Genomic DNA, 24,549 nt, shown 5'->3' on the forward strand with positions numbered 1-24,549 from the left:
AGCGATGCGCCGATACAGGGCGTCGACCCCGGCAGATACCGATAAACCTTAACCCAATCCACGACAAACCCAAGAAAAAACCACGCAGGCTTCGCTCGGTCCACCGTACCCGGGCAATGGGCTGGCACCGATCCGGTGCATGGATGCAGGTTCTTGAACTGTCCTGGTGCCTTTTTTCAGTAGGTCTGCCTTTTCATGGACAACATGCACAGCGCCATGGACTCCCTGGTCCACGGTTCCAACACGCTCTTCATCCTCATGGGCGCCATTCTGGTGCTTGCCATGCACGCGGGCTTCGCATTTCTCGAAGTGGGCACCGTGCGCCACAAGAACCAGGTCAATGCCTTGTCGAAGATACTCAGCGATTTCGCCATCTCGGCGCTGGTGTACTTCTTCATCGGTTACTGGGTTGCCTATGGTGTGAGTTTTCTGCACCCGGCATCCCAGCTGGCCGCCGACCACGGCTATGCCCTGGTCAAATGCTTTTTCCTGTTGACGTTCGCGGCAGCGATACCGGCAATCATCTCCGGGGGTATCGCCGAGCGTGCGCGGTTCGTGCCTCAGCTGTGCGCCACAGCGTTGATCGTAGCCTTCATTTATCCGTTCTTCGAGGGCGTCGTATGGAATGGCAACTTCGGCGCACAGGCATGGCTGCAGGCGCGTTTTGGTGCGCCTTTCCATGACTTTGCAGGGTCTGTGGTGGTGCATGCGATGGGCGGCTGGCTGGCACTGGTGGCAGTGCTGCTGCTGGGTGCACGGCGGGGGCGGTACCGTGATGGTCGGCTGGTGGCCTTCGCTCCGTCGAGCATTCCGTTCCTGGCACTGGGCTCGTGGATCCTGATCATCGGCTGGTTCGGCTTCAATGTCATGAGCGCGCAGACCTTGCAAGGCGTCAGTGGCCTGGTGGCGATCAATTCGCTGCTGGCCATGGTAGGCGGCACCCTGGCAGCGTTGTTGGCCGGGCGTAACGACCCTGGATTTTTGCACAACGGGCCGCTGGCGGGGCTGGTGGCGATCTGTGCAGGTTCGGACCTGATGCATCCGATCGGTGCACTGGCTACTGGCCTGGTGGCCGGTGTTCTGTTCGTGTGGAGCTTCACCGCCGCGCAAAACCGCTGGAAGATCGACGATGTGCTGGGCGTGTGGCCATTGCATGGGCTATGCGGCGTATGGGGCGGGATAGCCTGTGGCATCTTCGGCCAGGCAAGCCTTGGCGGTATGGGAGGCGTCAGCCTGACCAGCCAGTTGATCGGGAGCCTGGCAGGGGTGCTGATCGCGCTGCTTGGGGGCTTTGTCGTGTACGGGCTGATCCGCGCGGTACTCGGCCTGCGCCTGAGCCATGAACAGGAGTTTCAGGGCGCCGACTTGTCGCTGCACCGCATCGGTGCCACCAGCCAGGATTGAACGAGGTCAGGTGCACATGGGGCGGTGGCGACCTAGAATAGGCTTCTCATCCATGCCAAACCGGGTCCCGCCCCATGCTGCCTGAATGCCAACTCTTCGGCACCGTCGGGTGCCACTTGTGTGAAGTGGCCGAAGCCGTTCTCATGCCTTTCGTCGATCATGGCCTGCTGGTCGAACTGGTCGATATCGCCGAGAGCGAGGCGCTGTTCGAGCGTTACGGGCTTATCATTCCCGTGCTGCGTCGTTGCGATACCTCGGCCGAACTGCACTGGCCGTTCGATCCTGAACAGGTTGTAGCCTTTCTCGCGCAATGACAACGGCAGGGGAAGCATCGCCTGCCTGCATGAGCTGAGCTGTTACCCGAAGATGCCGTGCCGGCGACACACGCCGGAACCTCATCATCGTCGAGAATGCAGTCATGTTCATCACACCAAATTTTACCCTGGAAGAGATGATTGTCTCGCAGGTCGCCGCTCGGGAAGGGCTGGACAATACGCCCTCGCAGCAAGTCATCAGCAACCTGCACCTGCTGTGTGAAGCCCTTGAGCGGGTGCGGGCCCTGTTTGGCCTGCCGGTAATCATCAGCAGTGGCTACCGGTCCCCCGCGTTGAACAAGCGTATAGGCGGCTCCCCGCGCAGCCAGCACCTGCACGGCTTGGCCGCGGACTTCGAGATATTCGGCATCAGTAATCGGGAAGTGGTCCGCCGGGTGAGCGCAAGCGCAGTGAATTTCGACCAGATGATTCTGGAGTTCGACAGTTGGGTCCACCTGTCGGTAACGCCGAGCGTCCCGCGCCGTCAAGTGCTGACCATCCGCAGGGGTACAGGCTACCTGCCAGGTTTGCAGTGAGCAGGGGATGAATTGACGGCGGGGTGTGCAAGTTCGTATGCTGTATATAAATACAGTATCGAGGTAAGCCCATGCTCAATGTCGAGCAACTCAAGTACAGCGTCAACCGCATGCCGGTGGAGCGGGTATGTGACGCCGTGCTGGAACTGCGCCTCGAAGGCTTGGTCACCGATGACCGTACGCCGTTCGGCAAGGTTCATTTCAATACCTGCTTCGCCGAGATCGAGGCGCTGTTCCAGCGGGCCGGCTACCATCGAGGGTTGGATGTGGTGGGTTACCAGGGCTTGCTGTATGCGCTCTATGATCCCGGCCGCTGGGAGCCCGTGCAGGTTCTGCGCTGGCTGAAGGCGCGCAGCGAGGCCATGGTCCAGGCTGGTTGAGCTGGCGGGGTTGGGGGATAATGCCCGGCCCTGCCTGCCCCGAGTCTCGCCATGACCACGCCTTTCGACCCCGCCCGCCAGCAAGCCAGCACGGTCTGCCTGCCACCTGGCAACTGGGCGACGGTACTTGATTGCCTGTGCGACCATTTCAAGGCAATCGAGCGTGCGCAGTGGCTTGACCGCTTTGCTCGTGGCCGGGTGCTCAACGCCGAAGGCCAGGCGATCGCTTCCGACCTGCCTTACCGTCGCGGCATGCGCCTGCACTATTTTCGTGAGGTGCCCAACGAGCGGCCGATCCCGGTAGAGGAAGCCATCCTGCATGTGGATGAGCATCTGGTGGTGGCCGACAAACCGCATTTTCTGCCGGTTACGCCAACCGGCGAGTATGTCGAACAGACGTTGCTGCGCCGTTTGATCCGGCGCCTGGATAACCCGCACCTGGTGCCGTTGCACCGCATCGACCGGCATACCGCAGGGCTGGTGTTGTTCTCGGCCAACCCGCAAACCCGCAGCGCGTACCAAAGGCTGTTCCCCGAGCGCCGCATCGACAAACGCTACCACGCCATCGCCCCGGCCTTGCCCCAGCGTGATTTTCCGCTGGTGCATAAAAGCCGTCTGGTGCATGGCGAGCCGTTTTTCCGCATGCATGAGGTACCGGGGGACGATAACAGCGAAACCCTGGCCGAGGTGCTGGAGAAGCAGGGTGAGCTATGGCGCTACGGCCTTTCGCCGGTGACCGGCAAGACGCATCAACTGCGGGTGCACATGGCGGCACTGGGGGCAGGGATCTGTAACGACCCGTTCTATCCTGAGTTGCTCAAGGTAGAAGATGATTACCAGCGGCCATTGAAGCTGCTGGCACACAGCTTGCGCTTTGCCGACCCGTTGACGGGGGAGGAGCGCTATTTCGAGAGTCGTCTGACCCTCGGTTGGTAGTGCCCCTTCGCGGGCAAGGTCGCGAAGGGGCGCTGGGTTGTCAGCGGTTGAACCGCTCCACCAGTGAGTACTGGCCACCGGCGGTGGTGGTCAATGCTTCGCTGAGCAGCGCCGAATGCTGCGCCTGCTCGGCTGTCTGGTCGGCCAGTTCGGCGATCGTGCTGATGTTGCGGCTGATCTCGTCAGCCACGGCAGTCTGCTCTTCAGTGGCGGCAGCGATCTGGGTCGCCATGTCGGTAATGTTGGCCACCGCCTCGCTGATCCCCATCAATGCCTGGTCAGCCTGCATCACTCGTTCTACACCTTCCTGAGCCTGGCGATGGCCAGATTCCATGGTGAGCACGGCGTTGTTGGCTGTCTGTTGCAGTTTGGCAATCAGGCCATGGATCTGCCCTGTGGACTCAGCGGTACGCTGGGCCAGCTGGCGCACTTCGTCGGCCACCACGGCAAAGCCACGGCCCATTTCGCCAGCGCGGGCTGCTTCAATGGCGGCGTTCAGGGCCAGCAGGTTGGTCTGGTCTGCAATGCCCTTGATCACATCGACCACGCCACCGATTTCGTCGCTGTCCTTGGCCAGTTGCGTCACGGTCTCGCCGGTTTCACCCACGGCCGCCGACAGGCGCTCGATGGCGTCGCGGGTTTCACCGGCGATCTGCCGGCCCTGGCTGGTCAGGCGATTGGCTTCCTGTGTGGCATCGGCGGTGCGCTGTACATGGTTGGCCACTTCCTGGGTCGTGGCGGCCATCTGGTTGACGGCGGCGGCAACCTGCTCGGTCTCGACCCGTTGGCGCTCCAGCCCCGAAGAGCTCTGGTGGGCCAGGACGTCGGACTGGCGTGCCTGGTCGCTGAGGTGTTCGGCGCTGTCCTGCAGGCGGGTCAGGCAGGTTTTCATGCGCGCATCCTGGCTGAGCAGGGCCATTTCCAGGCGTGCCTGCACGCCTCGGCTGTCGGTGTACATCTGCGCGATCAGTGGGTCGGAAGTGGTCTGTTCGGCCAGGCGCAGCAGGCGCTTGAGGCCGCGTTGTTGCCAGCTAAGGCCGAGCAGGCCGAGCGGCACCGACAGGCCGGCGGCCAGGGCGAAGCCCCAGGAATGCCCGAGCCAGTTGCCGATCAGGAAACCGATCTGGCTGACCAGGATGAAGGGCAGCCAGTCCTGCAGCACTGGCAGCCACTTGTCACGGCGCGGAACGGCGGGCTTGCCCTGATTCAGGCGCTGGTACAGGGCTTCGGCGCGGCGGATCTGCTCGGCGGTGGGCTTGACCCGCACCGACTCGAAACCTGTCACCTGGTTGTTGTCGAAGATCGGCGTGACGTAGGCGTTGACCCAGTAATGGTCACCCGACTTGCAGCGGTTCTTGACGATGCCCATCCAGGGCTGGCCTTGCTTGAGGGTCTGCCACATGTGAGCGAACACCGCAGGCGGCACATCAGGGTGGCGTACCAGGTTGTGCGGTGCGCCGATCAGCTCCTCGCGCGTGAAGCCGCTGATCTCGACGAACGCATCGTTGCAATAGGTGATCACACCCTTGGCATTGGTGGTCGAGATCAAGCGTTGTTGGGCAGGGAAAGTCCTTTCCCGTTGGGTAATCGGCTGGTTGTTCCGCATGGGCTGAGTAATCCGCAAGGCTTTCGACAGATATCGGCAAGCCAGTACTTTTATTGAATGGATATTTAACTTCGTTGATCTGGCGCAGGAACGGACTGCGGGGATTACGCTAGCAGGCCCGCACGTTCGCGAAAGATGGCGTCACTATTACAGGTTTATTGCAGGGAGTGACGTGCAGGTCAAATCATGACTCATTGGCTGGCCAAGAGCCAGCCTCCGGCACAAAAAAGGGGCGCATTTGCGCCCCGGTCAGCTGGCTTTCAGCTGGCGATCAATTGCCTCAACACATAGTGCAAAATCCCGCCGGCTTTGAAGTATTCCACTTCATTGACCGTATCGATCCGGCACAGTACCTCAATGTCTTGCTGCTGCCCGTCCTCACGGGTGATGCGCAGTTGCAGGCTCATGCCTGGCTTCAACTGAACCCCGGCCAACCCCAGTACGTCGATTCGCTCTTTGCCGGTGAGCCCCAGTTGCTTGCGATCGTGCCCGGCTTTGAACTGCAACGGCAGTACGCCCATGCCGACCAGGTTGGAGCGGTGGATGCGCTCGAAACTCTCCGCCAGTACCGCCTTGACCCCCAGCAGGTTTGTGCCTTTGGCTGCCCAGTCGCGGCTGGAGCCGGTGCCATATTCCTGGCCGGCGATCACCACCAGCGGCGTGCCTTCAGCCTGGTAGCGCATGGCCGCGTCGTAGATCGAGAGCTTTTCCCCAGTGGGCACGTACAACGTGTTGCCGCCTTCTTCACCGGCGAGCATCTCGTTGCGGATGCGGATGTTGGCGAAGGTGCCACGCATCATCACCTCATGGTTGCCCCGCCGTGAACCGTATGAGTTGAAGTCGTGAGGTTCGACGCCTTTTTCGCGCAGGTAGCGCCCGGCCGGGCTGTCGGCCTTGATGTTGCCGGCCGGGGAAATGTGGTCGGTAGTCACCGAATCGCCAAGCAGGGCGAGAATGCGCGCACCCTGGATGTTCTCGATCACCGGCAATGGGCCGCCAATGCCGTCGAAGAAGGGAGGGTGCTGGATGTAGGTGGAGTCGTCCTGCCACACGTAAGTGGCCGCCTGCGGCACTTCGATGGCTTGCCACTGGGCGTCACCGGCGAATACCTCGGCGTACTCCTTGTGGAACATCGCCGTGTCGACCTTGGCCACGGCGTCGGCGATTTCCTGCTGGCTGGGCCAGATGTCACGCAGGTACACCGGCTGCCCGTCCTTGCCGGTGCCCAGCGGGTCACGGGTAAGGTCCAGGCGAACGCTGCCGGCCAGGGCGTAGGCCACCACCAGTGGCGGCGAGGCCAGCCAGTTGGTCTTGACCAGCGGGTGCACCCGGCCTTCGAAGTTGCGGTTGCCTGACAGTACCGAGGCGACGGTCAGGTCGGCGCTGCCGATGGCGGTCTCGATGGCTTCGTCCAGTGGACCGGAGTTGCCGATGCAGGTGGTACAGCCGTAGCCGACCAGGTCGAAACCCAGTTGGTCGAGGTAAGGAGTGAGCCCGGCGGCATTGTAATAATCGGTGACCACTTTGGAGCCGGGCGCCAGCGAGCTTTTTACCCATGGCTTGCGCTGCAGCCCTTTCTCCAGGGCCTTTTTCGCCACCAGGCCGGCCGCCATCATCACACTGGGGTTGGAGGTGTTGGTGCAGGAGGTAATTGCGGCGATTACCACGGCACCATCGCGCAGGGTATAGGTCTGGCCTTGGTGGCTGTAGTCGATCTCGCCGGCCTGGTCGGCATTGCCCACTGCCACACCACCACCGCCTTCGCTTTCCAGGCGGCCGACCTCTTTGGCCAGGGGTTTGGGCTGCAGTTCGATGAAGTGGTCGAACGCCTGGCTGACCTGGCCGAGCGCAACGCGGTCCTGGGGGCGTTTTGGCCCGGCCAGGCTAGCTTCGACTTCGCCCATGTCCAAGGCCAGGGTATCGCTGAACAGCGGTTCCTGCCCCGGCAGGCGCCACAGGCCCTGTGCCTTGCAGTACTGTTCGACCAGTTGCACCGTCTGCTGCGGTCTGCCCGAAAGGCGCAAGTAGTCCAAGGTGACCTCATCGACCGGGAAGAAGCCACAGGTCGCGCCGTATTCCGGTGCCATGTTGGCAATGGTGGCACGGTCGGCCAAGGGCAGGTCGGCCAGGCCGTCACCATAGAACTCGACGAACTTGCCGACCACGCCTTTCTTGCGCAGCATCTGTGTCACGGTCAGCACCAGGTCGGTGGCGGTGATGCCTTCGCGCAGCTTGCCGGTAAGCTTGAAGCCGATCACTTCCGGGATCAGCATCGACACCGGCTGGCCGAGCATGGCAGCTTCCGCTTCGATCCCGCCAACGCCCCAGCCGAGCACGCCCAGGCCGTTGATCATGGTGGTGTGCGAATCGGTGCCGACCAAGGTGTCGGGGAACGCATAGGTGCGCCCATCGGCCTCACGGGTCCATACCGTGCGGCCCAGGTACTCCAGGTTGACCTGGTGGCAGATGCCGGTGCCCGGCGGCACTACGCGGAAGTTGTCGAACGCGCTCTGGCCCCAGCGCAGGAAGGCATATCGTTCGCCATTACGCTGCATTTCGATGTCGACGTTTTCACCGAACGCCTGGGGGGTGGCGTAGCGGTCGACCATCACCGAGTGGTCGATCACCAGGTCCACGGGCGACAGCGGGTTGATCCGCTGCGGGTCGCCCCCGGCCTTGGCCATGGCAGCGCGCATGGCCGCCAGGTCGACTACCGCCGGTACGCCGGTGAAATCCTGCATCAATACCCGCGCTGGGCGGTATTGGATCTCGCGATCGGAACGACGGTCTTGCAGCCAGTCGGCGAGGGCGCGCAGGTCGTCGCTGCTGACCGTCTCGCCATCTTCCCAGCGCAGCAGGTTTTCCAGCAGTACCTTGAGCGACATGGGCAGGCGCTGCAGGTCGCCTAGTTGTCGTGCAGCCTCGGTAAGGCTGAAGTAATGGTAGGTCTGGTCGGCCACCTTGAGGGTCTTGAGGGTTTTCAGGCTATCGAGCGAGGGCATTGCCAACTCCTTATGCACCGGTGCCCGGCATTGGCTGGATGATGCCGGTGTCACCGCTCTGTTTCGGCCCGCACGGTACGGACCTGGCTGAAGAGTCAGGTTAGACCGGTTTGTCTGCCCTGACCCTATTCTGGACCGGCGGGGCATGTCGCAGGTTCCGATCTTCCTTTATCATCGACGCCCTGCCGGCGCCTGTGGTGCGCCAGCCGTAGTGGAGTGAGAGATGAATACCCTGTTCATGCATTGCCGGCCCGGGTTCGAGGGCGAGGTCTGCGCCGAGATCAGCGAACACGCTGCCCGCCTGGGGGTTGCCGGTTATGCCAAAGGCAAGCCGCAGAGCGCCTGCGCCGAGTTTGTCTGCGCCGAAGCCGAAGGTGCCGAACGGTTGATGGCGCAGCTGCGCTTTGCCCAACTGATCTTCCCGCGCCAGTGGGCGCGTGGCGGCTACATCGAACTGCCTGAGACCGATCGGATCAGCGTGTTGCTCGAGCATCTGGCAACACTGCCGGTGTTTGGCAGCCTGTGGCTGGAGGTGCTGGACAGCAACGACGGTAAGGAGCTGTCGACGTTCTGTCGCAAGTTCGAGGTGCCGCTGCGCAAGGCTTTGGAAAAAGCCGGCCGCTTGGTCGATAACGCCAGCCTGCCTCGCCTGTTGCTGACCTTCATCAGTGGTCGTCGGGTATTCGTTGGCGTTGCCGAGGCGAACAACAGTGCGCTGTGGCCGATGGGAATTCCGCGCTTGAAATTCCCGCGTGAAGCGCCGAGCCGCTCGACCTTGAAGCTTGAAGAGGCCTGGCACCAGTTCATTCCACGGGAGCAGTGGGAGCAGCGGCTGGGCGATGACATGACCGGGGTGGACCTTGGGGCATCGCCGGGTGGCTGGACTTACCAACTGGTGCGCCGTGGCATGCTGGTCACTGCTATCGACAATGGGCCGATGGCAGAGAGTTTGATGGACACCGGGCTGGTTCAGCACCTGATGGCCGACGGCTTCACTTGGCAGCCCAAGCAACCGGTGGACTGGATGGTCTGCGATATCGTCGAGAAGCCGGCGCGCACCACTTCGTTGATCGAGACTTGGTTGGGGGAGGGCTTGTGCCGGGAGGCGGTGGTCAACCTTAAGTTGCCGATGAAGCAGCGATATGCCGAGGTGCGTCGCTTACTGGACCGCATGGAGGCGACCTTCAAGGCGCGCAAGGTCAAGGTGTCGATTGCCTGCAAGCAGCTGTATCACGACCGCGAGGAAGTGACGTGCCATCTGCGCAGGCTGGACCTGAAACCACGAAAGTAAGCCGTTGCCGTTGCCGTTGCCGTTGCCGTTGCCGTTGCCGTTGCCGTTGCCGTTGCCGTTGCCGTTGCCTTGCTTTTGCTTTTAAGCGCGCGATAGTTCAGACGCCGCAGATTGCGACTTCAGGAGGCCGAGCGCAGGTCTTGCGAAGGGAGGTGACGGGCATGGATGCCCGTCAAGCGCTGCGGCCCATGGATGGGCCGTCAGCGCGGTCCTCCCGGGAGCAAGGCCGGAGCGAGGGAACCCCGGAGCGTAGCGTAGGGGCCGGATGATGGGAGCGGGCGGTTTTTGGTTCCTTTTTGCCAAGACAAAAAGGGACCCGCCGTAAGGGCGGAAAGGTGAGTGAGCGCCGCCACGGCAAATGGATATTCACGCTAGCTGAAAGCCAGAAGCCAGAAGCCAGAAGCCAGAAGCCAGAAGCCAGAAGCCAGAAGCCAAAGCTCATGCGGGGGGGTTCATTCATCCGGGCATATCCATTTGCTGTAGCGACGCTCACCCACCTTTCCGCCCTTACGGCGGGTCACTTTTTGGCAAACGCCCCAAAAAGTAACCAAAAAAGGCTGGCTCCTATCATCCGGCCCCTACGCTACGCTTCGGGGTTCCCTCGCTCCGGCCTTGCTCCCGGGAGGACCGCGCTGACGGCCCATCCATGGGCCGCAGCGCTTGACGGGCATCCATGCCCGTCACCTCCCTCCGCAAGACCTGCGCTCGGCCTCCTGAAGTCGCAATCTGTAGTGACTGAGCTACCGCGCGCTTAAAAGCAAAAGCAAAAGCAAAAGCAAAAGCAAAGGCAAAGGCAAAGGCAAAGGGAGAGGGAGAGGGAGAGGGAGAGGGAGAGGGAGAGGGAGAGGGAGAGGGAGAGCAAGCTGTGCTTGCGGCGCCGGGCGTGCAGGTGACTATTGGTCCGCGCCACGCTATGCGCCACAATAGCGATCATTTGCGGAGCACCCCATGACTGACTTCACCCCCGACGCCATCCTTGATGCCACCGGCCTGAACTGCCCAGAACCGGTGATGATGCTGCACACCCACGTGCGCAATCTGGCCGCCGGCGGCCTGCTCAAGGTCATCGCTACGGATCCCTCGACCCGGCGCGACATTCCCAAGTTCTGCAACTTCCTCGGCCACGAACTGCTGCAGCAGCAGGAAGAGGCCGGTACCTACCTGTACTGGATTCGCAAGAAAGCCGACTGATCCACGCTGGATCGTGCCGGGCATAGCACCTACACTGCGTTCCCCAGACAGGAGAGCGCCATGCTGATAGTTGCCGACGAGAATATCCCGCTGCTCGATGCCTTCTTCGAAGGTTTCGGCGAGATCCGCCGTTACCCTGGCAGGAGCATGGACGCCGCCAGCGTCAAAGAGGCTGATGTGCTGCTGGTGCGCTCGGTGACCAAGGTCGACCGGCAATTGCTCGAAGGCAGCAAGGTGCGCTTTGTCGGCACCTGCACCATCGGCACCGATCACCTGGACCTGGATTACTTTGCCGAAGCCGGCATCCACTGGAGCAGCGCGCCGGGCTGCAACGCCCGCGGTGTGGTCGACTACGTGCTGGGCAGCCTGCTGACCCTCGCCGACCTGGACGGTGCAGCGCTGCCCCAGCGCACCTACGGCGTGGTGGGTGCAGGGGAGGTCGGTGGCCGGCTGGTGCGCGTGTTGCACGGCATGGGCTGGAAGGTGCTGGTCTGCGACCCGTTGCGCCAGGCGGCTGAGGGGGGCGATTTCGTCAGCCTGCAAACTGTGCTCGAACAATGCGATGTGATCAGCCTGCATACCCCATTGCAGCGTGGCGGCGAGCACCCGACCTGGCACCTGCTGGGCCAAGCGCAGCTCGCACAGCTGCGCCCTGGCGCATGGCTGATCAACGCCAGCCGTGGGCCGGTGGTGGATAACGTCGCCCTCCGTGAGTTGCTGTTGGACCGTGAAGACGTGCACGCTGTGCTCGATGTATGGGAGGGCGAGCCGCAGGTCGACCTGCAACTGGCCGACCTCTGCACCCTGGCTACGCCGCACATCGCCGGCTACAGCCTGGATGGCCGCCAGCGCGGCACGGCGCAGATCTACCAGGCGTTGTGCCGCTTCCTGGGTGAGGCCGAGCGCGTGCAGTTGCAGGATCTGCTGCCCAAACCGCCACTGGCGCAGATCGAGTTCGATGGCGAAGCTGACCTTGGCTGGGCCTTGGCGACGTTGTGCCGGGCGGTGTACGACCCGCGCCGCGACGATGCCGATTTCCGTCGCAGCCTGAGCGACGATGCGGCCGAGCAGCGCGCGGCGTTCGACCTGTTGCGCAAACAGTATCCGCCACGCCGTGAAATCGAAGGGTTAGCGGTGCGGTTGCGGGGCGAGGCTCCGCAGTTGGTGCAGATGGTCAATGCCTTGGGTGCAGTGGTCGTTTGACGAGCAGGCAGAACATTCCGGGCAAATAAAAACCCGGCGCCAGCGCCGGGTTTCAAGCAATTCTTCATTCAGCCCTTGCGCACCTTCTTCACCCGGCTTTCCTCGAGGTCCTTGCAGGCCTGCTGGATCATTTGCTCGGTGATCGGTACTTCACGGCCCTGGGCATCGATGATCGATCCGCAGACCTTCGGTTGTGGGGTGTTCTGGGGCTTCTGGGTGTCGCTGCCATGCTGCAAGCTCATCTACAGTCTCCTCATCAGGTCCAATATCAAGGTAAACCTGTGCCGTGACTGGCCTGTGACAGCGGCTCTTGGAGGTCACGACAGCTACAGTCCACCAGAAAGTGCGGCAAACCTCCAGAGGCGTTTTAGAACGATGGGCTATAGCCACTGCCAGGCGGGATGAATGGTAGGCTGCTGTTTCACTGTCATTGTGGTCCATCGCCATGCCCGAACCGGTTTCTTCACGTCAGCGTCGCGCCTTGTTTCTCTGCTGGCAATTCATGCGCCCATACCGTCGCCAAGCGCTGTTGGCGTTGCTGGCTCTGGTAGTGACCGCCGGCATTACACTGTCCATGGGGCAAGGCATTCGCCTGTTGGTGGACCAGGGGTTCATGACCCGTTCGGCGCACCAGCTCAATCAGACCATCGGCCTGTTCCTGCTGTTGGTGCTGGCGTTGGCGGTAGGCACATTCAGCCGCTTCTATCTGGTTTCCTGGATCGGTGAGCGGTGCGTGGCCGATATTCGCCGCGCTGTGTTCGATCACCTGATAGGGCTGCACCCTGGCTTTTTCGAAGACAACCGCAGCTCGGAAATCCAGTCCCGGCTGACCGCGGATACCACATTGCTGCAGGCGGTCATCGGCTCATCACTGTCGATGTTCCTGCGCAACGCCCTGATGGTGATCGGCGGTGTCGTGCTGCTTTTCATCACCAACCCCAAACTCACCAGTATCGTCGTGGTGGCCCTGCCTTTGGTACTGGCGCCGATCCTGCTGTTTGGCCGGCGCGTGCGCAGCCTGTCGCGCCAGAGCCAGGATCGGGTGGCGGATGTGGGCAGCTATGTGGCCGAGACGCTGGGGCAGATCAAGACCGTGCAGGCCTACAACCACCAGGCATTAGACCGCCAGCTGTTCGCTGGAACGGTAGAGGCGGCCTTCGCCGTGGCGCGCCAGCGTATCGCGCAGCGGGCCTGGTTGATCACCCTGGTCATCGTGCTGGTGCTGGGCGCGGTGGGGGTGATGTTGTGGGTCGGCGGCATGGATGTGATCGCCGGGCGCATCTCCGCAGGCGAACTGGCAGCCTTCGTGTTCTACAGCCTGATCGTCGGTAGTGCCTTCGGTACTTTGAGCGAAGTCATCGGCGAACTACAGCGCGCCGCCGGCGCGGCCGAGCGTATCGCCGAACTGCTGGCGGCGCGTAGCAGCATTCTAGAGGCCGAGCAGCCGTTTGCGCTGCATCGCCAGCGCGCTGGTGGGCGTATCGAGCTCAAGAACCTGGTATTTGCTTACCCTTCCAGGCCATCGGTTGCCGCCATCGACAACCTGAGCCTGGTCATCGAGCCAGGCCAGACCGTGGCGCTGGTGGGGCCATCCGGCGCGGGCAAATCGACATTGTTCGACTTGCTGCTGCGCTTCTACGACCCCCAGCAGGGGGGCATCCTTCTGGATAACCAGCCAATCACCAGCCTGGCGTTGGGCGAACTACGCCGCCAGTTCGCCCTGGTAGCGCAGAACCCCTCACTGTTCCGCGGTACGGTCGAGGCCAATATCCGCTATGGGCGCCCGCAGGCGAGCCTGGCCGAGGTCGAAGCGGCGGCGCGTGGCGCACATGCCGATGAGTTCATCCGGCAACTGCCGCAGGGTTACCAGACACCGCTGGGCGAGGGTGGTATTGGCCTGTCGGGCGGGCAGCGGCAACGTCTGGCGATTGCGCGGGCGTTGCTGGTGGATGCGCCGATCCTGCTGCTCGACGAAGCCACCAGCGCCCTCGATGCGCAGAGCGAGCACTTGATCCAGCAGGCGCTGCCGAGCCTGATGGCGGGCCGCACTACGCTGGTCATCGCCCATCGCCTGGCCACGGTGCAGCATGCCGACCGCATCGCGGTCATCGACAAGGGGCGCCTGGTGGCGGTGGGCACCCACCGTGAACTGATCGAAAAGAGCCCGCTGTACGCCAGGCTGGCCTCGCTGCAGTTCAACGCAGGTTGACGCATCGAAGGCTTGTAACATTTTTGTAGCAATTGCTTGAGACTATCCCTTCAACTGTTGCGTAAGTGCTCGACCTGGCTGCTATCGATTGATGGCAGCTTTTTTTTGGCCTGCGAACGAGGACATGGATGTCTGTGGCGGCGCTGCCAGCGGCGCGTTGTTTCCTCATTCCTTGTTCCCGAGATCTGCGATGTTGCGTAAATCCCTCAGAGTACAAATTCTTACCCTGCTCGGCGGCAGCCTGGCGGCGATGCTGCTGATTGCCTTGGTGTGCTTCCAGTTTCTGTCCTCCAGCGTGCGCAGTTATGCCACGCTGGTCGATGGACCACTGCAGGCCTCGCAATCGATCGACGAAGCCAACCTGCAGTTCAAGATCCAGGTGCAGGAGTGGAAGAACGTGCTGCTGCGCGGCCGCCAGCCGGCTGATCTGGAGAAGTACTGGCAGCAGTTCCAGGCCCGTGAACAGCAGGTTCAGCAGTTGCTTGGGCAACTGATCGACAGCAGTGATCAGAAGCTCAAGGAGCCTTTGCAGCAACTGCGTGACAGCCATCGGCAATTGGGTGTGGCCTACGCGCAGGGGCGCCAGGCGTTTCTGGCCGCAGGTGGTGACCCCGTCGCCGGCGATCTGGCGGTCAAAGGTGTCGACCGTGCTGCCAGCGAGCAGATGAGCGCGTTGGTCGAGCAGTTGCGCGCCGACGCCCGTGAGCGCGCCGCCAGCATCAATGCCAGGGCCGAGCGCACGGTATGGCTGGGTATGCTGGTGATGCTCGGGTCGGCACTGCTGGTCGGTTTGCTCAGCCTGTGGCGGGTTAACCGTAGCCTGATCGAGCCGATCAGCCAGTTGATCGAGTACGTAGCGCAATTGAGCCAGGGCCGCTTTGGCGCTCGGGTCGACAGCCGTCGCGAGGATGAACTGGGGCGCCTTGCGCGGGCGGCCAATACCTTGCGTGATTTCCTTGCCGAAACCGTTGGCCGGCTCAAGGACAATGCCCAAGAGCTGGAGGGCGCCAGTGGCCAGCTGCGCAGCATCGCCGGTGACATGGCGCGCGGTACCCATGACCAGTTCCAGCGTACCGATCAGGTGGCCACGGCGATGCACGAGATGTCCGCCACTGCTCAAGAGGTTGCCCGTCACGCCGCCGAAGCCGCGCGCGCGGCCGATGAAGCCGACCACAGTGCCCAGGCTGGCGAGCGGGTAATGCAGCAGACCATCGACATCATTGGCGTGGTCAACCGGGAGATCGCAGGTACTGCGGCGGTAATCCGCGATCTTGAAACTGACAGTTCGCGCATCGGCAAGGTGCTGGAAGTGATCCGTGGTATCGCCGAGCAGACCAACCTGCTGGCGCTCAATGCGGCCATCGAAGCGGCCCGTGCGGGTGAGGCCGGGCGCGGCTTTGCGGTGGTCGCCGACGAGGTGCGCAGCCTGGCTCAGCGCACGGCGGCGTCGATCGCCGAAATCCATCAGATCATCGAGGCGGTACAGTCTGGTGCCGTGGACGCGGTCAAGGCCATCGAAAGCGGGCAGCAGCGCAGCGAGGAGGGGGCCGAGCAGGTGCAGCAGGCTGGGCAGATGCTGCAGCGCATCACCACGGCGGTTGAGGCCATCCGTGACATGAACCGGCAGATCGCCACGGCCGCTGAAGAGCAGACCAGCGTGGCCGAGGACATCTCGCGCAACCTGGTCGAGATTACCCGCATCGCCACAGCCAACCAGGAGGCAGTGCAGCACACCGAGCAGGCAGGCCAGCGCCTGCATGGGCTGTCGGGGCAGTTGGGTGAGGTCACTTCGCGGCTTACCGCGTAGTGCTTATCGCGCATGACAAAAAGCCCGCACAATGGCGGGCTTTTTGAAGGATTTGGTCGGAGAGACAGGATTCGAACCTGCGGCCTTCTCGTCCCGAACGAGACGCGCTACCTGGCTGCGCTACACTCCGATGAACGAAATCCTACTGCATGGTTTTTTCGAACGCAAGCCCTTGTTGTTAAAAGGGCTTAGGCTCAAAACAGGGCGCTCGATCAGAGCTCCTTGACGGTACGAACCTGGTCTTTGTTCAGGCGCGTACGCTTGCCATCAAGTTGCTCGAACTCGTAGAAGCCAGAGTCCTCGTCAAAGGACGGAGTGTCCACAGCCTGGATCTCACGACCGTCGTTCAGGGTGATCACGGTTGGCGAGGCGCAGCCAGCGAGGGCGCCCAGGCCCAGGGCGAGCAGAAAGGCGGGAAGGGTCCGTTTAATCATCGTGTTTCTCCAGTGCGATGGTGCTAGATGACGTTAAGACGCAAGGCGTCTGCGCAAGTTCCTTCTACAGTGCAGCATAGCGCCAATCGCTGAGTATTGACCTGGGTCTGTCAAGGTTGCCGCAGGGCAGCCTGTGATATAAATGCGGCCATCCCTTTCCCCTGCGATGAACACTCATGAAAGCCAAGGCAGATACCCCCTTCGTGGCCCTGAATATTGCCGTGCTGACGGTCAGCGACACCCGTACCTTTGAAACCGACACCTCCGGGCAGATGTTCGTCGACCGCCTGACTGCGGCGGGCCACCAGCTGGCTGAGCGTAAGCTGCTCAAGGACGACCTCTACAAGATCCGCGCCCAGGTTGCCACCTGGATCGCCGATGACCGCGTGCAGGTCGTGTTGATTACCGGTGGCACCGGCTTCACGGGGCGCGACAGTACGCCTGAGGCCGTGGCCTGCCTGCTGGACAAGCAAGTGGAAGGCTTCGGCGAGCTGTTCCGGCAGATCTCCGTTGCCGACATCGGCACGTCGACCGTTCAGTCGCGCGCCTTGGCCGGCCTGGCCAACGGCACGCTGGTGTGCTGCCTGCCGGGCTCGACCAATGCTGTGCGCACTGGCTGGGACGGTATCCTTGCCGAGCAGCTCGATGCCCGCCATCGCCCGTGCAATTTCGTTGCGCACCTGAAGCAGGCAGCGGCTTGTGAAAGCCGTGGCTGAGGCGCCGCAGGCCCGGCCATTGATGCCGGTGGAAGAAGCGCTGGAGCGCCTGCTGGCCTTGGCCGAGGCCGCGCCGATCAAGGACACCGAAACCGTCCCGCTGGCCGAGGCCGAAGGCCGGGTGCTGGCGACCGACCTGGTTGCCTCGCTCGACCTGCCGCCCTGGCCCAACAGTGCCATGGATGGCTACGCACTGCGCCTGGCCGATTGCCAAGGCCAGCCGTTGCCCGTCAGCCAGCGCATTTTTGCCGGGCACGCGCCCGAGCCGTTGCAGCCCGGCACGTGCGCGCGGATCTTCACCGGCGCCCCGCTGCCGGCCGGTGCCGACTGCGTCGAGATGCAGGAAAACACCGAGGTGCTGGAGGATGGCCGGGTGCGTTTCCTCGAACCGATCAAGCCTGAGCAGAATGTCCGTCCCCAAGGCCAGGAAACACGCCAGGGCGAACAGGTGATGGTCGCAGGAACGCGCCTGGGCCCGATCGAACTGGGGTTGGCCGCAACCTTGGGGCATGCTCAACTGCAGGTGGTGCGTCGGGTACGGGTGGCAGTGTTGTCCACCGGCGACGAGCTGGTCGAGCCAGGTTTGCCACTGGGCCCAGGGCAGATCTACAACAGCAACCGCCGCCTGCTGGTCAGTTGGTTGCAACGCCTGGGCTGTGAAGTGCGCGACATGGGCATCCTGCCTGATGACCTGGTGCGGACTCGCCAGTGCCTGGCCAGCCTGGGTGATGTCGACCTGATCCTGTCCACCGGGGGAGTTTCCGTGGGCGAGGCCGATTACCTGGGCGCGGCGCTGCGTGAGGCGGGCGAGCTGGCCTTGTGGAAGCTGGCGATCAAGCCAGGCAAGCCGCTGACATTCGGGCATTATCAAGGTGTGCCGGTGATCGGCCTGCCAGGCAACCCTGCGTCGACGCTGGTGACCTTCGGCCTGCTCACGCGCCCTTACTTGCTGCGCCGCCAAGGGGTTACCGAAGTCACTCCGCTACGTTTCGACGTGCCTGCGGGTTTCGATTGGCCCAAGGCCGGAACCCGTCGCGAATACCTGCGGGCGCGGATCGACAACGGCCGGGTGCGCATCTACAAGAACCAGAGCTCAGGCGTGTTGCGCAGCGCCGCCTGGGCTGAGGGCTTGGTGGAGGTGCGCGAAGGCAGCACGCCGCAGCAGGGTGACAGCGTACCGTTCATACCGTTGAGCGAACTACTTGGTTGATCGCCCTAGCCACGGGTCTATAGGTTGCGGGGCGGTGGCAGGCGCTGACTGGGTCAGGCGCATGTGCACGTTCTCCAGTTGCTGCGCCGCCACGCTCCAGTCATGACGATGCCGGGCAAACTGGCGGCCGGCCTCGCTCAGTTGGCACATGCGCCAGGGTTGGTTGAGCAGTTGGGTAATCAGCAGTGCCAACTGGTCACCGTCATCGCTGCCCAGGTAATGCTCGCCGTTGTTCACGGCAAGGCCTGAAACGCCCTTGCTGGTGGTGATCACCGGCAGCCCGGCAGCCATGGCTTCGAGAATCTTGACTTTGGAGCCGCCGGCGTATCGCAGAGGGGCGAAGAACAGCGCCGAGCGCCGCTGCAGTTCGCGAAGGTCAGGGCGATAACCCAGCCATTCGATGCGGGGATCGTTCCAGTGCAGCTTCCATGAGGCCGGCATGGCATGCCCGGCTATGGCCAGGCGCACCGCAGGGTTGCTCATCCACACCTGCGGCAGGATTTCTTCCAGCGCCCATTCGATGGCCTCAAGGTTCGCACCGTATTCGAAGTTGCCGACGAACAGCAGTCGCTGACTGTGCAGTGCGGGACATACCTGTTGGTAATACTCGCAATCCACACCGTTGACCACTACGTTCACTGGGCGCCCGCTGATCTGGCTTATCAGTTCGGCGTCATGGGTGCTCACCGCAACCACTTCGGTGGGCTGGCAGAGTACGCGTTGCTCCCAGCGACGATAGCGCCAACGGTCGAACGCATTGAGCGGGCGCAGCCAAAGTGGCAGGCGATCATGGCAGGCGGCGCCCATCACCGATTCGAGTGTGTGTTCGCTGAGCATGTAGGGCAGGCCGCGGGCCTGCAGGGCTTTTTCGAAGGGTTGGAAGCCGTAGCTGTGCTCGATCTGGATGACATCCCAGGGCTCGTCCAGCAACTGCTCGAAGCGGTGGCGCAGGCAGGGCGCCAAGCCATTGATGATTGCCCGCATGGGGTAGTCGATGATCGGTGAGGCCAGCAGGTTAAGCGGGCTGTGCAGCGCCCGGCGGGGTAGCACGATCAGCCGCTCGACCAGTGGCTCCAGCGCTTCGCGGGTGGCATCGTTCAGCGGGACTTTCGACTGCACCAGCAAGGTGATCCGGTGCCCGTGCTGCGCAAGGGCGCGCAGCAGGTGGTATTGCCGGGTCTTGCTGCCGCTGGTGGTTGGCCAGGGTAGGTAGGGCAGCGTCCAGAGTATGCGCATGAACCACAATCCTCGCTAAAGGCTGCAGACAAAAAACGCGCCCGTGGGCAGTCAGCCGATGGCTGCAACCGGGACGCGTCCATACATTTGAGTAAAGCCCACGCTATCGTCTTCGCCCAGGTACTCGCTTGTGTCGATCATGCAGGGGATGAGAACGCTCATTTCACAGTCTCGACTCGGGCGCTGCACGTAGCGCTAATGGGCAGCTTGCGAACTGCCAAGGCTCTGGCGGCAAAAAGTCAAAAAACCGACTTTTTATTGTGCCTTATCGGTTTTGGCCAAATATTTGTCGATCATGCGCCTGATGGCTGAAGCTTTCAATGCTGTTGATGTGGGCCTGACCGGTTTTTGTTCACATGGGTGTCTGGCGTTGGCGCATGATCAGCCGGTGCATGCAGCAATCTGCCTGCGCCTGTGGTCGAGATCTGCAATGAGCGGTCCCTTGGGAGAAGCGTGATGGGTAAGGCAATGGTGATCCTGCACGGCAAGCAGGCGATGAACGAAGATGTGCGCAAGGCCGTCCTCGCCCAGCGTGAGCGGGGCTGGACGCTGGATGTGCGGGTGACCTGGGAAGCAGGTGATGCCCAGCGGCTGGTTGCCGAGGCGCTGGCGGCTGGCTACACCCATGTGGTCGCAGGAGGCGGCGACGGTACTTTGCGCGATGTGGCCGAAGCCATGGGGCAGGCAAATACTCAGGCCAGCCTGGCATTGCTGCCTTTGGGTACCGCCAATGATTTCGCCAAAGCCGCTGGTGTGTCATTGCAGCCGGCTGAGGCGCTGGCGCTGCTGGATATGCCGGCACGGCCAATCGACTTGGGCAAGGTTGGCGACCAGATGTTTCTGAACATGGCCACGGGCGGGTTTGGCAGTCAGGTCACGGCAAACACCTCCGAGGACCTCAAAAAAGTGTTGGGCGCAGCGGCCTACCTGTTCACCGGGCTGTCGCGCTTCAGTGAGTTGCAGGCCGCGTCGGTGGAGCTGAAAGGCCCGGACTTCCACTGGCAGGGTGACTTGCTGGCGCTGGGCATCGGCAATGGCCGCCAGGCAGGTGGCGGTCAGGTATTGTGCGCCGATGCCCTGGTGGATGACGGCCTGCTCGACATCGCTATCCTGCCGGCACCGCAAGAAGTGGTGGGGGCGCTGCGTGAGCTGCTGGCCGGCGAAGGGCTGTTCGTTCGTGCGCGCTTGCCCTGGGTAGAGATCAAGAGCTCCCAAGGCCTGGACATCAACCTCGATGGTGAGCCGTTACAGGCTGACAGCCTGCGCTTCGAGGCCCTGCCTGCGGCGCTGCGCCTGCATCTGCCGCCAAACTCGCCGCTGCTCAGTCATCCAGGCTGATGATTTTCTCGCGCACGGCAAACAGTACCAGCCCGGCGACATCGTAGATCTGCAGGCGTTTCATGATCTGCGAGCGATGGGTTTCCACCGTTTTGATCGAAAGGGCAAGCCCGGCAGCGATTTCGCGAGTGGATTTGCCCCGTACGATCAGGCGCAGGATTTCCAGTTGCCGTGCAGTGAGGTTATGGCGGTCGATGTTTGGCTGCTTGCCCTGCTGCGCACGCATCAGCGCCTGGTTGATCACCGTGTGGGCGATGGCCGGGCTGAGGTAGCGCTCGCCACTGCGTAGTGCGGCCAGTGCCTGCTCCAGCTCCTTTGCGGTGGCGTCTTTGAGCAGGTAGCCGTGGGCGCCGCTTTCCAGGGCGCGCATGATCAGGTCCGGGTCGGTGTGCATGGACAGGATCAGTACTTTGCAGGTGCTGCCAGAGGCGCGCAGCAGGGTGAGGGCATCGAGGCCGCTGGTCGAGCGCATGGAAATGTCGAGCAGCACGATGTCGGGCGCCAGTTGCTGGGCTTGCTCGAGCAGTTGGCCGCCATCGTCGGCTTCGCCGACCACGGTGTAGCCGGGTATGTCAGACACCAGGGCACGGACCCCGGCTCGAATCAGCGAATGGTCATCGACCAGCAGCAGTCTACAGGTCATCGGATAGCAGGTGTCCTGGCGCGTTCATGGGTGCGTGGTGGCCATGGGAACAAGACCTCGATCCGGGTGCCGAGGCCAAGCTGGCTGGTAATTTTCAGTGTGCCCTGGAGCGCTGTGGCACGCTCCTGCATGCCAGCCATGCCGCGCTGGCCTGCCTCAGCCGGATTGGCGGCGGGGATGAAGCCTTGGCCATCGTCCTCTATCGACAAGCTCAGGCCGGTGGGGCTGCGCTGCAGGCGGATGGTCAGGTTGCGCGCCTTGGCATGGCGCAATATGTTGGTGACCGCCTCTTGCGCGATGCGAAAAGCAGCCATGGTCACCTCCTCGCAAATGCCACCCAGCCTTTGATGGCATTCCAGGCTCCAATGCATGTCGGTGCTGCCTAGCGTGCGCACCAGATGGGCACGCAGGCTGGCTTCCAGGCCAAGGCTGACCAACTGCCGGGGATTGAGGATGGCAGAGACGTCACGCACCTTGCTCAGGGTGTCATCGAGTGTGCTGTGCAGGGCGCCGCATTGCGTCTGCAAATCGCTTGGCAGCCGCCGCTGCAACCACTCCAGCTGCAATTTGGCAGCGGTCAGCAGTTGGCCGATGTCGTCATGCAGTTCGCGGCTAAGGTGCTGGCGTTCGCTTTCCTGGACTTTGAGCATGCGATCGGCCAGTTCTGCCGGGCGCAAGCTGATAGACCTGGCACCCTGGCTCAGGTGCCAGCCGACCCCGAACATTGCTATCAGCTGCAACAGCATCAGGCTGGCCGGTATGGCATGGCCGCCGGTGAACAGCAGCAGGTTGGCAAACAGCGACGCCACGCACAGCAATGCAGTCGCCCAGCGCAGCACAGTGGCGAGGGAGCGGCAACGCAGAGCATTCTTCAAGCGTGGGAGCATAGAGGGGAAGCCACTGTAACCTTGCTGATGGAGGCCTTGCGCATGTCTTGCCGCAGGCTTTGGCGTGGTGCTTTCAATATTTGCCAAGTGCGCGTTGAGGCGATCCATATACGGGTGACCGGTATTTGTTAGTGCGCATGGTATCACTTCAGGCCGGTTTGGTCGCGAGCGGGGAATGCTTTGAAACCTCAAGGTTTGCGGGGCGATCAGGGGGGAGCGATGCCTGATTTGAGCAGCAAATAGCCACCATCGATTGGCCTGCTCGGTTCAACTTGCGCGAATCCCGGTAGAACAGGGTGTGGCAACTTTCAGCCCTTCACAAGTTGGATCCTGATTCGGTAAAGCACCGTCGCCTTAGTTGCAAACCGTCAATGACTGCTAGTGCGTTTACCTGCGCAAGTTGGGCGACTGGCCATGGGGCCGGCCTGGTGCGTGTCAGCACATTCGCTACGGGTTTCCTGTCAAGGCGCACACGTTTGCGGCAATGGCTGGCCCAGTGCGTTTGCCAGTTCGGCAAGCAAGTTGGTTTGTTCACTGGCATCAAGGGCGAGCCGCCCGGTGTGCGCATCGACAAGCTCCAGTTGCCAGGCCAGCAGGGTCAGGCAGGCCGCCAATGCAGGCAAAGCATGATTGTGCAGGTGCAACTGCCTGCAGGCTGGAGCGAGCAGTTGCTGCAAGGCAGAGGCGTATTGGGCGACTTCAAGCAGCCCCAGGCCGCTGGCGCGCCGGGCAAGAGTATCGAGGGTGTTGATGAGGCAATGGCAGGCGTCGGGGTCATTGGCGATCAGTTCCAGGTGCTGAAGGCACTCCTGGGACTGGGTCAGCAACACTTGCGCATCCAGCAGAAAGTCCTGCAGGGCGCTGCTGTCGAAAGCTGAACTGTCCATCATGAGGCCCCGGGCCGCAGCGCGGGAGCGGGTGATGGCCAAGCCGTGTCGTTCGCTAGCAAAAGCCTGACTCCATTCATGCAGTGAGAATGGCGTCACATTAATGGCTAAAGGATAGCGCGAACATCAGGTTGCACCCGGTTGACGCTAAGGGTTTCCCTGATATTGCTCTAGGGGGGCGACAGCTGCTCCAGGCAATGGGCCCAAGGCTGACTGGCTGCAGTAAAGCATGATGTTAATGTGATATCAATTGGCCCGCGAAGCATTTTCGCTCAAGGGTCAAGCTGCGTACGCAACCGCCGATATAGGGTGGATGAACTCACATTATTCCGACTTGAGCCTGGGGGTTTTCCAATGGCTGGCATTCTCGACACGGTAGACCAACGAACGCAACTGGTGGGTGAGAACCGCCTGGAAATCCTGATGTTCCGCCTGGCCGGGCGCCAGTTGTTCGCCATCAACGTGTTCAAGGTGCAGGAAGTGCTGCAATTGCCCAAGTTGACCTTGATGCCGCAGCGCCACGCGTTTGTCTGTGGCGTGGTCAACCTGCGTGGGCAGACCTTGCCGGTCATCGACCTGTCCCAGGCAATCGGCATGCGCCCGCTGCAGCCGGGGCCAGACAGCACCATCATCGTCACCGAGTACAACCGCTCGGTCCAGGCGTTCCTGGTGGGTGGGGTCGATCGCATCGTCAATATGAACTGGGAGGCCATCATGCCACCGCCTTCCAGTGCCGGCCGTCAGCATTACCTGACGGCAATCACCAAGGTGGACGAACAGCTGGTGGAGGTCATTGACGTCGAGAAGGTGCTGGCCGAGATCGTGCCTTACAACGCGAAGGTCTCCAACGACAAGCTCGCTGACCCGATATTGGCTCGCGCCCGTGGCCGCGAAGTGCTACTGGTGGATGATTCCAGCGTGGCGCTGGCGCAGCTGCGTGACACCCTTTCGCAACTGGGGATGAAACTGCATGTTGCCAGCGACGGCCTGAAGGCCTTGCGCATGCTCAAGGGCTGGGCCGATGCAGGCGAAGATGTGTGCGAAAAACTGCTGATGGTGTTCACTGACGCGGAAATGCCTGAAATGGACGGTTATCGGCTGACCACCGAAATCCGCAGTGATGCGCGCCTACGCAAGCTGTACGTGGTGTTGCACACCTCGCTGTCAGGCAGCTTCAACGAATCCATGGTCAAGAAAGTCGGCTGCGACAATTTCCTTTCCAAGTTCCAGCCTGATCGTTTGGTCGAAGTGGTCAAGCAGCGTTTGCTACTGGATTCGACCACTGCGTGATCCTTGCGGCTGCCGGGTATAATCTGGCA

General features: G+C 62.3%; 22 protein-coding genes and 1 tRNA gene. 14 read left to right on the forward strand and 9 right to left on the reverse strand.

From position 1 onward, the window contains the following. Positions 1–195: 195 nt before the first annotated feature. The 5 genes from JOE27_RS24360 to JOE27_RS24380 all read left to right on the forward strand — a co-directional run bounded on the left by JOE27_RS24360 (position 196) and on the right by JOE27_RS24380 (position 3,570). On the forward strand, positions 196–1,404 hold the full coding sequence (locus tag JOE27_RS24360) for an ammonium transporter (protein ID WP_174141792.1): 1,209 nt from the start codon (positions 196–198) through the stop codon (positions 1,402–1,404). A 74-nt stretch (positions 1,405–1,478) separates the two neighbouring features. Continuing rightward, positions 1,479–1,718 carry a glutaredoxin family protein gene (locus JOE27_RS24365; protein WP_039603811.1) on the forward strand — a complete coding sequence of 80 codons (240 nt, stop codon included), beginning with the start codon at positions 1,479–1,481 and terminating at the stop codon, positions 1,716–1,718. A 104-nt stretch (positions 1,719–1,822) separates the two neighbouring features. Next, entirely contained in the window at positions 1,823–2,254 is a 432-nt protein-coding gene (locus JOE27_RS24370) for a D-Ala-D-Ala carboxypeptidase family metallohydrolase (protein WP_115275421.1), read from the forward strand. 71 nt (positions 2,255–2,325) lie between these two features. Then, complete coding sequence (locus JOE27_RS24375) at positions 2,326–2,634, forward strand: hypothetical protein (protein WP_039603809.1); 309 nt, start codon at positions 2,326–2,328, stop codon at positions 2,632–2,634. 51 nt (positions 2,635–2,685) lie between these two features. Next, complete coding sequence (locus JOE27_RS24380; protein WP_204920571.1) at positions 2,686–3,570, forward strand: pseudouridine synthase; 885 nt, start codon at positions 2,686–2,688, stop codon at positions 3,568–3,570. Positions 3,571–3,610: 40 nt separating this feature from the next. On the opposite strand, the gene JOE27_RS24385 is transcribed toward JOE27_RS24380, so the two are convergent. Beyond that, positions 3,611–5,176 carry a PAS domain-containing methyl-accepting chemotaxis protein gene (locus tag JOE27_RS24385; protein WP_161871930.1) on the reverse strand — a complete coding sequence of 522 codons (1,566 nt, stop codon included), beginning with the start codon at positions 5,174–5,176 and terminating at the stop codon, positions 3,611–3,613. Between the two features lie 260 nt (positions 5,177–5,436). Beyond that, positions 5,437–8,178 (reverse strand): aconitate hydratase AcnA, encoded by a 2,742-nt coding sequence (acnA, locus tag JOE27_RS24390; RefSeq protein ID WP_115275419.1) that lies wholly within the window; start codon positions 8,176–8,178, stop codon positions 5,437–5,439. Positions 8,179–8,401: 223 nt separating this feature from the next. On the opposite strand from acnA, the gene rlmM reads away from it, so the two are divergent. The 3 genes from rlmM to pdxB all read left to right on the forward strand — a co-directional run bounded on the left by rlmM (position 8,402) and on the right by pdxB (position 11,863). Beyond that, positions 8,402–9,469 carry a 23S rRNA (cytidine(2498)-2'-O)-methyltransferase RlmM gene (gene rlmM, locus JOE27_RS24395; protein WP_046786477.1) on the forward strand — a complete coding sequence of 356 codons (1,068 nt, stop codon included), beginning with the start codon at positions 8,402–8,404 and terminating at the stop codon, positions 9,467–9,469. 948 nt (positions 9,470–10,417) lie between these two features. Next, positions 10,418–10,660, forward strand: a complete 243-nt coding sequence (tusA, locus tag JOE27_RS24400) for a sulfurtransferase TusA (protein ID WP_012313540.1) — start codon at positions 10,418–10,420, stop codon at positions 10,658–10,660. Positions 10,661–10,720: 60 nt separating this feature from the next. After that, entirely contained in the window at positions 10,721–11,863 is a 1,143-nt protein-coding gene (gene pdxB / locus JOE27_RS24405; RefSeq protein WP_046786476.1) for a 4-phosphoerythronate dehydrogenase PdxB, read from the forward strand. 68 nt (positions 11,864–11,931) lie between these two features. Here pdxB and JOE27_RS24410 read toward each other — a convergent pair whose 3' ends face one another. After that, positions 11,932–12,105 (reverse strand): PA1571 family protein, encoded by a 174-nt coding sequence (locus JOE27_RS24410; RefSeq protein WP_187306333.1) that lies wholly within the window; start codon positions 12,103–12,105, stop codon positions 11,932–11,934. Positions 12,106–12,308: 203 nt separating this feature from the next. On the opposite strand from JOE27_RS24410, the gene JOE27_RS24415 reads away from it, so the two are divergent. Beyond that, on the forward strand, positions 12,309–14,072 hold the full coding sequence (locus JOE27_RS24415) for an ABC transporter transmembrane domain-containing protein (protein ID WP_115275418.1): 1,764 nt from the start codon (positions 12,309–12,311) through the stop codon (positions 14,070–14,072). 190 nt (positions 14,073–14,262) lie between these two features. Continuing rightward, the gene (locus tag JOE27_RS24420; RefSeq protein ID WP_174141785.1) at positions 14,263–15,879 is read left to right on the forward strand and encodes a methyl-accepting chemotaxis protein; all 1,617 of its coding nucleotides are present in this window, start codon (positions 14,263–14,265) and stop codon (positions 15,877–15,879) included. 53 nt (positions 15,880–15,932) lie between these two features. Here JOE27_RS24420 and JOE27_RS24425 read toward each other — a convergent pair. Beyond that, positions 15,933–16,009 (reverse strand) — tRNA-Pro (locus tag JOE27_RS24425). A gap of 82 nt (positions 16,010–16,091) precedes the next feature. Further along, a complete protein-coding gene (locus tag JOE27_RS24430; protein WP_046786473.1) occupies positions 16,092–16,313 on the reverse strand; it encodes a YgdI/YgdR family lipoprotein in 222 nt (73 codons plus the stop codon). Positions 16,314–16,489: 176 nt separating this feature from the next. Here JOE27_RS24430 and moaB point away from each other — a divergent pair, with 176 nt between their 5' ends. Together moaB and glp are read left to right on the forward strand one after the other, a co-directional pair. After that, positions 16,490–17,029: a molybdenum cofactor biosynthesis protein B gene (gene moaB, locus JOE27_RS24435; protein WP_039604205.1), complete on the forward strand. Its 540-nt coding sequence runs from the start codon at positions 16,490–16,492 to the stop codon at positions 17,027–17,029. Then, entirely contained in the window at positions 17,013–18,239 is a 1,227-nt protein-coding gene (gene glp, locus JOE27_RS24440) for a gephyrin-like molybdotransferase Glp (RefSeq protein ID WP_204920583.1), read from the forward strand. Before moaB ends, glp begins: the two co-directional genes overlap by 17 nt. On the opposite strand, the gene JOE27_RS24445 is transcribed toward glp, so the two are convergent. Continuing rightward, complete coding sequence (locus JOE27_RS24445; protein WP_204920585.1) at positions 18,228–19,475, reverse strand: glycosyltransferase family 4 protein; 1,248 nt, start codon at positions 19,473–19,475, stop codon at positions 18,228–18,230. The genes glp and JOE27_RS24445 overlap by 12 nt on opposite strands. A gap of 453 nt (positions 19,476–19,928) precedes the next feature. Here JOE27_RS24445 and yegS point away from each other — a divergent pair, with 453 nt between their 5' ends. After that, on the forward strand, positions 19,929–20,813 hold the full coding sequence (gene yegS / locus JOE27_RS24450) for a lipid kinase YegS (RefSeq protein ID WP_046786471.1): 885 nt from the start codon (positions 19,929–19,931) through the stop codon (positions 20,811–20,813). Here the strand turns inward: yegS and JOE27_RS24455 are convergent. The 3 genes from JOE27_RS24455 to JOE27_RS24465 all read right to left on the reverse strand — a co-directional run bounded on the left by JOE27_RS24455 (position 20,797) and on the right by JOE27_RS24465 (position 23,230). Continuing rightward, positions 20,797–21,456, reverse strand: a complete 660-nt coding sequence (locus JOE27_RS24455; RefSeq protein ID WP_046786470.1) for a response regulator transcription factor — start codon at positions 21,454–21,456, stop codon at positions 20,797–20,799. The genes yegS and JOE27_RS24455 overlap by 17 nt on opposite strands. Next, positions 21,453–22,343 (reverse strand): sensor histidine kinase, encoded by an 891-nt coding sequence (locus JOE27_RS24460; protein WP_046786469.1) that lies wholly within the window; start codon positions 22,341–22,343, stop codon positions 21,453–21,455. The genes JOE27_RS24455 and JOE27_RS24460 overlap by 4 nt, the downstream gene beginning before the upstream one ends. Before the next feature lie 461 nt (positions 22,344–22,804). Next, positions 22,805–23,230, reverse strand: a complete 426-nt coding sequence (locus JOE27_RS24465) for a hypothetical protein (protein ID WP_046786694.1) — start codon at positions 23,228–23,230, stop codon at positions 22,805–22,807. Between the two features lie 354 nt (positions 23,231–23,584). Between JOE27_RS24465 and JOE27_RS24470 the strand changes: the two genes are divergently transcribed. Next, positions 23,585–24,520 (forward strand): chemotaxis protein CheV, encoded by a 936-nt coding sequence (locus tag JOE27_RS24470; RefSeq protein WP_204920587.1) that lies wholly within the window; start codon positions 23,585–23,587, stop codon positions 24,518–24,520. Positions 24,521–24,549: the final 29 nt, after the last annotated feature.

Source organism: Pseudomonas sp. M5 (assembly GCF_016907075.1).
Lineage (GTDB): Bacteria > Pseudomonadota > Gammaproteobacteria > Pseudomonadales > Pseudomonadaceae > Aquipseudomonas > Aquipseudomonas putida_E.

What these genes read in the sequence shown, in the direction of transcription:
- JOE27_RS24360 (WP_174141792.1), top strand. Translation starts at nt 196, where the DNA reads ATGGACAACATGCACAGCGCCATGGACTCCCTGGTCCACGGTTCCAAC.
- JOE27_RS24365 (WP_039603811.1), top strand. Translation starts at nt 1,479, where the DNA reads ATGCTGCCTGAATGCCAACTCTTCGGCACCGTCGGGTGCCACTTGTGT.
- JOE27_RS24370 (WP_115275421.1), top strand. Translation starts at nt 1,823, where the DNA reads ATGTTCATCACACCAAATTTTACCCTGGAAGAGATGATTGTCTCGCAG.
- JOE27_RS24375 (WP_039603809.1), top strand. Translation starts at nt 2,326, where the DNA reads ATGCTCAATGTCGAGCAACTCAAGTACAGCGTCAACCGCATGCCGGTG.
- JOE27_RS24380 (WP_204920571.1), top strand. Translation starts at nt 2,686, where the DNA reads ATGACCACGCCTTTCGACCCCGCCCGCCAGCAAGCCAGCACGGTCTGC.
- JOE27_RS24385 (WP_161871930.1), bottom strand. Translation starts at nt 5,176, where the DNA reads ATGCGGAACAACCAGCCGATTACCCAACGGGAAAGGACTTTCCCTGCC.
- acnA (WP_115275419.1), bottom strand. Translation starts at nt 8,178, where the DNA reads ATGCCCTCGCTCGATAGCCTGAAAACCCTCAAGACCCTCAAGGTGGCC.
- rlmM (WP_046786477.1), top strand. Translation starts at nt 8,402, where the DNA reads ATGAATACCCTGTTCATGCATTGCCGGCCCGGGTTCGAGGGCGAGGTC.
- tusA (WP_012313540.1), top strand. Translation starts at nt 10,418, where the DNA reads ATGACTGACTTCACCCCCGACGCCATCCTTGATGCCACCGGCCTGAAC.
- pdxB (WP_046786476.1), top strand. Translation starts at nt 10,721, where the DNA reads ATGCTGATAGTTGCCGACGAGAATATCCCGCTGCTCGATGCCTTCTTC.
- JOE27_RS24410 (WP_187306333.1), bottom strand. Translation starts at nt 12,105, where the DNA reads ATGAGCTTGCAGCATGGCAGCGACACCCAGAAGCCCCAGAACACCCCA.
- JOE27_RS24415 (WP_115275418.1), top strand. Translation starts at nt 12,309, where the DNA reads ATGCCCGAACCGGTTTCTTCACGTCAGCGTCGCGCCTTGTTTCTCTGC.
- JOE27_RS24420 (WP_174141785.1), top strand. Translation starts at nt 14,263, where the DNA reads ATGTTGCGTAAATCCCTCAGAGTACAAATTCTTACCCTGCTCGGCGGC.
- JOE27_RS24430 (WP_046786473.1), bottom strand. Translation starts at nt 16,313, where the DNA reads ATGATTAAACGGACCCTTCCCGCCTTTCTGCTCGCCCTGGGCCTGGGC.
- moaB (WP_039604205.1), top strand. Translation starts at nt 16,490, where the DNA reads ATGAAAGCCAAGGCAGATACCCCCTTCGTGGCCCTGAATATTGCCGTG.
- JOE27_RS24445 (WP_204920585.1), bottom strand. Translation starts at nt 19,475, where the DNA reads ATGCGCATACTCTGGACGCTGCCCTACCTACCCTGGCCAACCACCAGC.
- JOE27_RS24455 (WP_046786470.1), bottom strand. Translation starts at nt 21,456, where the DNA reads ATGACCTGTAGACTGCTGCTGGTCGATGACCATTCGCTGATTCGAGCC.
- JOE27_RS24460 (WP_046786469.1), bottom strand. Translation starts at nt 22,343, where the DNA reads ATGCTCCCACGCTTGAAGAATGCTCTGCGTTGCCGCTCCCTCGCCACT.
- JOE27_RS24465 (WP_046786694.1), bottom strand. Translation starts at nt 23,230, where the DNA reads ATGGACAGTTCAGCTTTCGACAGCAGCGCCCTGCAGGACTTTCTGCTG.
- JOE27_RS24470 (WP_204920587.1), top strand. Translation starts at nt 23,585, where the DNA reads ATGGCTGGCATTCTCGACACGGTAGACCAACGAACGCAACTGGTGGGT.